The sequence below is a fragment of the Acinetobacter sp. A3 genome, from assembly GCF_012371415.1.
Classification (GTDB): Bacteria; Pseudomonadota; Gammaproteobacteria; order Pseudomonadales; family Moraxellaceae; genus Acinetobacter.
Genome location: NZ_JAAZQW010000105.1, coordinates 1 through 513 on the forward strand (window position 1 = coordinate 1; position 513 = coordinate 513).

Here is a 513-nt window from a genome sequence, read left to right on the forward strand (position 1 = left end):
CATCCGCAGCTTCGGCACATAGTTTTAGCCCCGTTACATCTTCCGCGCAGGCCGACTCGACTAGTGAGCTATTACGCTTTCTTTAAAGGGTGGCTGCTTCTAAGCCAACCTCCTAGCTGTCTATGCCTTCCCACATCGTTTCCCACTTAACTATGATTTTGGGGCCTTAGCTGGCGGTCTGGATTGTTTTCCTCTTGACTACGGACGTTAGCACCCGCAGTCTGTCTCCCGGATAGTACTCATTGGTATTCGGAGTTTGCATCGGTTTGGTAAGTCGGGATGACCCCCTAGCCGAAACAGTGCTCTACCCCCAATGGTATTCGTCCGAGGCGCTACCTAAATAGCTTTCGGGGAGAACCAGCTATCACCGAGTTTGATTAGCCTTTCACCCCTATCCACAAGTCATCCCCTGGCTTTTCAACGACAGTGGGTTCGGTCCTCCAGTTAGTGTTACCCAACCTTCAACCTGCTCATGGATAGATCACCCGGTTTCGGGTCTATACCCAGCAACTA

The 513-nt window shown here is 51.5% G+C and carries 1 rRNA gene; it reads right to left on the reverse strand.

The features are described from left to right. A 23S ribosomal RNA gene (locus HHA42_RS13445) occupies window positions 1-513 on the reverse strand; the annotation flags it as partial.